Here is an 8,169-nt window from a genome sequence, read left to right as displayed (position 1 = left end):
GGCATGTACACCGCCAACACCATGGCCAGCGCCGCGGAGGCGCTGGGGATGTCGCTGCCGGGGAGCGCGTCCCCGCCGGCCCCGGACCGCCGCCGCGACGACTACGCCGAGGCGAGTGGGGAGGCGGTGGTCGAGCTGCTGCGCCGCGGGATCACCGCCCGCGACATCATGACCAAGGAGGCGTTCGAGAACGCGATCGCGGTGGTCATGGCCTTCGGTGGGTCGACCAACGCGGTGCTGCACCTGCTGGCCATCGCCAGTGAGGCCGAGGTCGAGCTGAGCCTCGACGACTTCGCCCGCATCGGCGCCACGGTCCCGCACCTGGCCGACGTCAAGCCGTTCGGCGCCCACGTGATGACCGACGTGGACAGGATCGGCGGCGTCCCGGTGGTGATGCGGGCCCTCCTCGACGCGGGACTGCTGCACGGGGACTGCCTCACCGTGACCGGCCGGACCGTCGCGGAGAACCTCGCCGACATCGACCCCCCGGACCCGGACGGGCTGGTACTGCGCGCGATGGGCTCGCCGATCCACCCGACCGGCGGCATCACGATCCTCAGGGGGTCCCTCGCCCCGGAGGGTGCGGTGGTCAAGTCGGCCGGGTTCGACTCCGACGTCTTCGAGGGCACCGCCCGCGTCTTCGAGCGGGAGCGCTCCGCCATGGACGCGTTGGAGGACGGCACCATCACCGCCGGGGACGTGGTGGTGATCCGGTACGAGGGGCCCAAGGGCGGGCCGGGCATGCGGGAGATGCTCGCGATCACCGGTGCGATCAAGGGCGCGGGGCTGGGCAAGGACGTGCTGCTCATGACGGACGGCCGGTTCTCCGGTGGCACCACAGGCCTGTGTGTCGGCCACATCGCACCCGAGGCGGTGGACGGCGGCCCGATCGCCCTGGTCCGCGACGGCGACAGGATCCGGCTCGACGTCTCCACCGGGACCCTGGACCTCCTGGTCGACGAGTCCGAGCTGGAGTCTCGCCGCTCCGGCTGGGAGGCACTTCCGCCCCGCTACACCCGCGGGGTGCTGGCCAAGTACGCCAAGCTCGTGCAGTCGGCCTCCGAGGGAGCCATCTGCAGGTGAACCCCGGCGGGGCCCGGAGTCGGTGTGGTCAGCGACCCCGGGCCATGGACAGCATGCCGGACAGGGTGAGCCCGGCCTTGTTGCCCCCGTCGCACAGGATGTCCGTTCCGGTGAGGTAGCCGGGCTTCGCGCTCACGCAGAACGCGAGAAGCTCGGCGATCTCCTCCGGCGTGCCGAACCGCTTGAGGGCGGCGAACTCGACCATCCGCTCGGAACCGCTCTTCTTCTCCAACCGGCCCATCTCGGTGTCGAAGCTGCCGGGGGAGACGGAGAGGATGCGTGCGGACTTCCGGCCGAACTCGGCGGCCATGCGCTCCGAGTACCAGATCACGAACGCCTTGCTCAGCGAGTACGCGGTTCCCGGTCCGCCCGAGCCCGTCAGGTCGGACATCCGGGTGAGCGAGGAGGCCATGCGGTCCGGGTCGCCTGTGAGGGCGGAGCGGAACGCCCGGACGGGCATCAGCATCGACGGGAGGAGGTGACCCGCGATGGAGGACACGTTCACCAGGGCGGACCCCGGGACGGCGGCCGCGAGCGCCGCCTCGGTCACGTACACGGTTCCGAGGGCGTTGATCCGGATGATCTTCTCCGCGCGGCCCATCTGCGGGCTCACCCCGGCGGTGTGCACCACCGCCCGCAGGGCCCCGAGGGACCGTGCCCGCGAGAACACCGCGTCCACCGAGGACCGGTCCGTGATGTCACACACCGCCGTCGCCGCGTCGACCCCCCGGTCGGCAAGCCGGGCGGTGGCCTCGTCCAGCCGTCTCTCGTCGAGGTCGGCGAGCAGGACACGGTGGTCCCGCGCCAGGATCTCGGCGGTGGCCAGGCCCATCCCGCCGGCCCCTCCGGTGATGATCGCGATCGGTGCGGTGTCGCTCTGGGTCATGTGTGGGTCCTACTCCGAATCCGGGTCGGGTTGGTGAAGGCCGAACACGTTGCCCTCGGTATCGGTGAAGTATCCCTGCCACGCAGTTCCGGGCAGGGCGTGTCTTCGACGCGGCGCCGCATGATCGCGCCGTTGATGCCCGGCTGGTCCTCGGGGCGTGGTACCCGAAGTGGATCGGGCGGGACACGTCGGGCTCCTCGCATCGGAGGTCGGATCGACCGAGGATCTCCCCGCCCGGCGGATCAGTCGAGGACCGAGCCGTCGTCCATGTGGGACAGCGACCCGCCCACGGGCTTCTCGCCGGTCGCGAGGTAGACGACCCGGTTGGCGATGCTGACCGTGTGGTCGGCGAACCGCTCGTAGTAGCGGGCGAGGAGGGCCAGGTCCACCGCGGAGACGGAGCCGTGCGGCCAGTCCTCTGCGGAGATCTGCTTCATCAGCCCGGAGTGGAGATCGTCGACCGCGTCGTCCTCCGCATCCAGCGACAACGCGAGCTGGACGTCCCTGGTGGTGAGCAGCTCCTGGAGATGCGTGGCCATCGCCGCATCCCGCCGGGCGAGGTCGCGGATCACCGGGACGACGGGCTCGGGGACCACGGGGTTGGGGTGCCGCCGGCGGGCGACCCGGGCGATGTGTCCCGCGAGTGCGGCCATCCGGGTGAAGTGCTCGACGATGTAGATCCCCGAGACCACCTGGCGGAGATCGCCGGCCACCGGGGCCTGGAGGAGGAGCAGTTCGAACGCGTGCTGCTCGCTGAGGTCGCGGAGCTCCTGCAGCTCGGCCGCGCCGTCGATCACCTCGGTCGCGGCGACCTCGTCCCCCTCGAGGAGCGCCACGGTGGCTCGTGCAAGCAGTCGGGTGTTGGTCTCGCAGAACCGGACGAGCTGGTCCGAGAATTCGTCGAGCTTGGAGTGGAAGACGGTGCGCATGACCCGACAGTAGTGTCGCGCGGCCACGGCCGGGATTCCTTTTCCCGGTTGTTCACCTGCCCGTCGCCCCAAGGGGGTGGCACCGGGGGCCTGAATAGACAGAACGGTCTGTTCTTGCCTATCGTGGTGCCTCACCATGCCGTCCCGAAAGGACCATCAATGACCCTCTTCCTGTACGAGACCACCCCCTCGCAGGATCAGCAGTCCGATCCGACGGTCCTCGTCGACGCGATCGCCGCGGCCCTCACCGACGCCGGCGGCGAGGTCATCGAGACCCAGATCACCAAGGGCGCCGCCCGGGTGTTCACGATCATCGAACTGGCCGACGGCGCCGACGGGGCCTGCGCGACGGAGGCCCCCGAGTTGAGTGCGTCCGCGATCGGCGCCGCCGAGGTCACCGCGCCCGCGCAGGTCCGACTGGTGGGCACCGACCTCGAGACCATCAAGGCCGCCCGCCCCGAGGCCGGCTACCTGGTCGAGTGGGACATCCCCGCCGAGATCGACATGGACACCTACCTCACCCGCAAGAAGGAGAAGTCCCCGAAGTACGCCGAGATCCCCGAGGTCTCGTTCCTGCGCACCTACGTCCGTGAGGACACGGACAAATGCCTGTGCTTCTACAACGCCCCCGACACCGACGCGGTCGTCCGGGCGCGGGAGATCGTCTCCACCCCCATCTCGCGTCTGCACGAGCTGGCATGAGCAGGTCCACGGCCAGCACTCTCGCCGCGGACCTCGGGGTGCCGCGAGACCGGCTGGTGTCCGGTGACCTGGGCGACGTCGCCCCGGCGGACCTCATCGCGGTGATCGACGCGGTCGCCGCGCGGGCGTCCGCCCTCGACCGTGGAGACGCGGATCTGCGGGAGGACATCGCCGCGCTCGCAGGACTCGGGCTCTTCGACGTCGACCGCAACCCGGTCGCCGTCGCGGCCACGATCATCGAGGCCGTGGCGACCGAGAGCCTGGCCGTGGCCTTCGGGGCGTGGGCCCAACGCATGACCGCCGCCTACCTCCGGCACGCGGCCGATCGATCCGATGCGGCCGCCCGGAACTACCGCGCCGTCGCCGAGGGCGACCGGCCCGGCGTCACGGGCATGGCGGCAGCGCAGCGGCAGGCGGTCGGCCTGGGCCGCGTCCCGATCACCGCCACCCCGGTCGACGGTGGCTTCCGCATCGACGGACCCATCGCGTGGGCGTCCAACGTCTACCCGGACAGCACGATCGTCCTGGCCGCCAACACCGAGGATGGCCGGAGTCTCGTCCTGACCTTCGAGGCATCCGCACCGGGAGTCGAGATCCGGAACGCCCCGGACCTCCTCGCGCTCAACGCGACGGCCTCGACGATGATCGGGCTCGAGGGCGTGGTCGTCCCCGACGAGCAGGTGTTGGGGGAGGACCTGGGGGACTTCCTGTCGGGCGTGCGCCCGCAGTTCCTCATCCTGCAGGCCGCCTTCTGCTCGGGCGTGGCGGCACGGTCCGTGACGGAGGCGGCGGGGCGCCTCGAGGGCCTGGGCGCCTTCTACTCCGACGAACACTCCGCCCTCGCGGCCCGTCACCACCACATGCACTCCGAGCTCCACCGGCTCGCGTCGGGACCGGGGGAGGCGGCCCTGGCGGACCTGCTCCTGCTCCGACTGGACGGCGCCGAGATCGCCCCGGCCGCCACCCGGCTCGAGGCCATCCTCTGCGGCGGTATGGGCTACGCGCAGGGCGCCCCGGCCAATCGCCGCATGCGGGAGGCCGCGTTCCTCCCCGTGCAGTCGCCCTCGCAGTCCCAACTGCGGTGGGAACTCGACCGGCTCGGAATCGTCGCGTGACCGCCGGAGTCCTCGACCGGCCCGTGACCGTCAGCGTCTCGGGGCTGCGGCATCGGCTCCCCGGCGGCAGGACGCTGTTCGACGACCTCGAGCTCACCGTCCGCGCGGGCGAGTCGCTGGTCCTGCTCGGGCCGTCGGGCGTGGGGAAGTCGACTCTCCTCCGGTTGCTCGCGGGACTGGAGGAGCCGGACGACGGCCAGCTCAGCGTGGGGTCGCGGGACGGCGCCGTCGGGCGGCGGCACTCCCACGCCGTCGTCTTCCAGAAGCCGCTCCTCTACCCGTGGCTCTCCGTCCGCGAGAACGTCGCGCTGGGTGGGAAGTTCCGCGCCCTCCGCGGGCGGGTCGACACGACCCACGTGGACGAGCTGCTCGCACACTTCGGCATCGCCGATCTCGCCGACGCCCGGCCGGACCAGATCTCCGGCGGGCAGGCGCAGCGTGTGGCCGTGGTCCGCGCCGCCGCGACTCGGCCGGAGATATTGCTGCTCGACGAGCCGTTCAGCGCCCTCGACCCGGTCACCCGGGCGGAGTCGCAGCGGTGGCTGGTCGGCGTCACCGCCGACCTCGGCGTCACCACGGTGATGGTCACGCACGACGTCGACGAGGCCCTCGTCGTCGGCTCGCGGATCGCCCTCCTCGGCTCCACGGGCCGGGTGCAGGACCAGTGGGTCAACCCGTCCCACGGCTCCACGGACCCCGAGCCGGAGCTGCGCGCGAGCATCCTCGCCGCCTACCGGGTCGCCTGACGTCCGCGCCGTGACAGAGGAATCCGCGACCCGGGGTCACACCCTCGACCGCCGCTCGCTCCTGCGCGCCGGCGGCGCCCTCGCCGTGGGAGCCGGCGCCCTGGGCGGGGCCGCGACGCTCGGTTCGCTCGTGACCGCGGCGACCGCCTCGCGCGGGACGGCCACCGACGAGCTCAGGATCGGGTACCTGCCCATCACGGACGCCGCGCCGCTGCTCGTGGCCCACGGCGACGGCTTCTACGCGCAACGGCGGCTGACCGCGGGGCGGCCGGTGCTGTTCCGCTCGTGGTCCTCGCTCATGGAGGCGTTCCTCACGCGTCAGGTCGACCTCATCCACCTGCTCATGCCGTCGGCCATCCAGCTGAGGCACGTGATCGGCGCGGACGTCCGGGTGGTGGGCTGGAACCACACCGGTGGCGGTGCGATCACCGTCGCCCCCCACATCTCGGAGGTCGGCCAGCTCGCCGGCACCCAGGTGGCGATCCCCGGTTGGTGGTCGATCCACAACATCCTCCTGCAGCGGGTGCTGCGGGCGAACGGTCTCACCCCCGTCGCCCGCAGGTCGCCGAGCCGGACCGACGGGACCGTGGAACTCGTGGTCATGGGCCCGTCGGACATGACCCCCGCGCTGGCAACCGGCTCGATCTCGGCGTTCACCGTCGCGGATCCCTTCAACGCCGGGGCCGTGGCGCGGGGCGTCGGTCGGCTGCACATGCTGCTCGACCAGGTGTGGCGCGATCACGCGTGCTGCGTGACCGTGGTGCACCAGGACTTGATCGACAACCGGCCCGACACGGTCCAGGCCCTGGTGGACGCCGCGGTGGCCGCGCAGCTCGGCATCCGCGCCGACCGCCCGGCAGCCGCCGCGATCCTGTCCGGCGGGGGCTACCTGCCGCAACCGCCCAAGGCCGTCGAGGTGGCCATGACCGGCACCGTCCCGGATCCGCAGGGCGGCCCGGACCGGCCACGGATCGACTTCCACCCGTACCCGTTCCCGAGTTTCACCTCCGAACTGGTCCGACAGATGCGGCTGACGGTCGTCGACGGCGAGACCCGCTTCCTCGACGGGCTGGACCCGTCCCGGGTCCACGCCGACCTCGTGGACGACAGGTTCGTCCGCGCGGCCATCACCCGGCACGGTGGCCCGGCCGCCCTGGGCCTGCCCGCCTCACTCACCCGACACGAACGGTTGGTCTAGATGACGCGCACGCACCCGAGCCCCGAGACCGGTGCGGACCCGACGGCCGAGCACGGCGCCGGCGTGGATCGCCCGGGCGCCGGACCGCGGAGCACGCGGCGTGGCCCGGGCGGATCCGCCGCGGGGCCCCTCGCCCGCTGGGGTGCCGGGCTGGTCGGGCTGCTCCTCGGCGTGGCGGTCTGGACTCTGCTCACCTCGGGGCTGATCACCGACGACCCGGTGATCGGCGGGATGTCGCCCGCCGAGACGTGGTCCGGGTTCGGGGCCCTCCTCGACCGGGGTGTGCTGCTCACCGATGCCGCGGTGAGTCTGTACCGGCTGGTGGCCGGGCTCGCGCTGGCCGCGCTCCTCGGCGTCCCGCTGGGGCTCTGGCTGGGGCTGCGGCGCCGGGCGGAGGCGGTGGCGGGGCCTCTGGTGCAGTTTCTCAGGATGATCTCGCCGCTCTCCTGGGCCCCCGTCGCGGTGGCCGTGTTCGGGATCGGCAACGAGCCCGTGATCTTCCTGGTGGCCGCCGCCGCGGTGTGGCCGATCATGCTTTCGACCTCGGCCGGGGTCCACGCGATGGACCCCGGTTACCTCGACGTGGCGCGCACGATGGGAGCCAGCGGAGGGGAACGACTGACCCGGGTGGTGATCCCGGCGGTCCGGCCGGCCATCCTCGGGGGTATCCGGCTCGCGCTGGGGACGGCGTGGATCGTGCTCGTTCCCGCCGAGATGCTCGGGGTCCGTTCGGGTCTGGGGTATCAGATCCTCAACGCGCGTGACCAGCTCGCCTACGACCAGGTGATGGCGGTGATCCTCGTGATCGGCGTCCTGGGCTTCGCGCTCGACTCGCTCTCCCGGCTCGTCCTCCGCGGCGGCGCCGCCCGGTGAGGCCGGGCACCCGCCCCACGTCCGGCCGGTGTCACACCCGCCGGAGCTCCGAACGGAGGTGGTGGGTCATCGGCCGGCCCACGGCGGCCATGGCGAAGGTCGTGACGAGCCGGTCCCCGGCGAGCTCGTAGCGCCGGCGGGTGGACACGACGTGTTTGGCCGTGGCGCTGTTGAGCACGCGCGACTCCATCTGGAGCACCACGACGTGGCCCTCGACCGTCACGGTGCCCTCGCACAGCTCGGTCTGGCCCATCGGCTGGGCCAGGACGAACTCGGCGGTGCCGGGAGCAGGGAGCCGCAGGTACCCGGTCTCGGTGTGCATGGGCGCACCGGTGGGTCCCCAGCTGCGCTGCAGGTAGTGCAGGAACGGCTTGCCGACGTCGGTGAAGACCACCTCGTCGGTGTAGGAGAAGTCCTCGATGGTGGGGTAGGAGCCGGCGGCGTCGCCGCGCCAGGTGCCGAGCAGGCCGGCGACGGGCAGGAGTCCGGGTGCGATGTCCATGCCCCCGAGACTAGAGCCCCGCCCCGGGGTCAGGCGGCATCGCCGTCCCAGACGGGCTCACCGGGAGAGTCCAGGCGCAGGCCCCGGCTGGGGGAGTGCGCGGAGACCTCGCCGGTGTGCATGAGGTGTCCCACC

General features: G+C 72.2%; 9 protein-coding genes. 6 read left to right on the top strand and 3 right to left on the bottom strand.

Annotated elements, in window-relative coordinates; translation table 11 throughout:
* Positions 1–1,083, top strand: a 1,083-nt coding sequence (locus B4M60_RS14460; protein WP_291085571.1) for a dihydroxy-acid dehydratase, incomplete at its 5' end; no start/stop codon positions are given.
* A 28-nt stretch (positions 1,084–1,111) separates the two neighbouring features.
* On the opposite strand, the gene B4M60_RS14455 is transcribed toward B4M60_RS14460, so the two are convergent.
* Positions 1,112–1,969, bottom strand: coding sequence for an SDR family NAD(P)-dependent oxidoreductase (locus B4M60_RS14455; RefSeq protein WP_291085567.1), 858 nt, complete (start codon positions 1,967–1,969; stop codon positions 1,112–1,114).
* A 242-nt stretch (positions 1,970–2,211) separates the two neighbouring features.
* On the bottom strand, positions 2,212–2,898 hold the full coding sequence (locus B4M60_RS14450) for a phosphate signaling complex PhoU family protein (RefSeq protein WP_291085563.1): 687 nt from the start codon (positions 2,896–2,898) through the stop codon (positions 2,212–2,214).
* A 159-nt stretch (positions 2,899–3,057) separates the two neighbouring features.
* Between B4M60_RS14450 and B4M60_RS14445 the strand changes: the two genes are divergently transcribed.
* From B4M60_RS14445 to B4M60_RS14425, 5 genes are all read left to right on the top strand, one after another.
* Entirely contained in the window at positions 3,058–3,600 is a 543-nt protein-coding gene (locus B4M60_RS14445) for a DUF4242 domain-containing protein (RefSeq protein WP_291085560.1), read from the top strand.
* Positions 3,597–4,715 carry an acyl-CoA dehydrogenase family protein gene (locus B4M60_RS14440; RefSeq protein WP_291085558.1) on the top strand — a complete coding sequence of 373 codons (1,119 nt, stop codon included), beginning with the start codon at positions 3,597–3,599 and terminating at the stop codon, positions 4,713–4,715. The genes B4M60_RS14445 and B4M60_RS14440 overlap by 4 nt, the downstream gene beginning before the upstream one ends.
* A 74-nt stretch (positions 4,716–4,789) precedes the next feature.
* Positions 4,790–5,461: an ABC transporter ATP-binding protein gene (locus tag B4M60_RS14435; RefSeq protein ID WP_414646815.1), complete on the top strand. Its 672-nt coding sequence runs from the start codon at positions 4,790–4,792 to the stop codon at positions 5,459–5,461.
* A gap of 85 nt (positions 5,462–5,546) precedes the next feature.
* Positions 5,547–6,659, top strand: coding sequence for an ABC transporter substrate-binding protein (locus tag B4M60_RS14430; RefSeq protein WP_414646814.1), 1,113 nt, complete (start codon positions 5,547–5,549; stop codon positions 6,657–6,659).
* Positions 6,660–7,532 (top strand): ABC transporter permease, encoded by an 873-nt coding sequence (locus tag B4M60_RS14425; RefSeq protein WP_349679632.1) that lies wholly within the window; start codon positions 6,660–6,662, stop codon positions 7,530–7,532. It begins immediately after the preceding gene.
* 31 nt (positions 7,533–7,563) lie between these two features.
* Here the strand turns inward: B4M60_RS14425 and B4M60_RS14420 are convergent, their stop codons facing one another.
* Entirely contained in the window at positions 7,564–8,034 is a 471-nt protein-coding gene (locus B4M60_RS14420) for an FABP family protein (RefSeq protein ID WP_291085549.1), read from the bottom strand.
* Positions 8,035–8,169 lie beyond the last annotated feature (135 nt).

The organism is Dietzia sp. UBA5065 (assembly GCA_002415925.1).
Classification (GTDB): domain Bacteria; phylum Actinomycetota; class Actinomycetes; order Mycobacteriales; family Mycobacteriaceae; genus Dietzia.
Note: the sequence above shows the minus strand (reverse complement) of the source record. Positions and strands in the feature narration are given on the sequence as shown.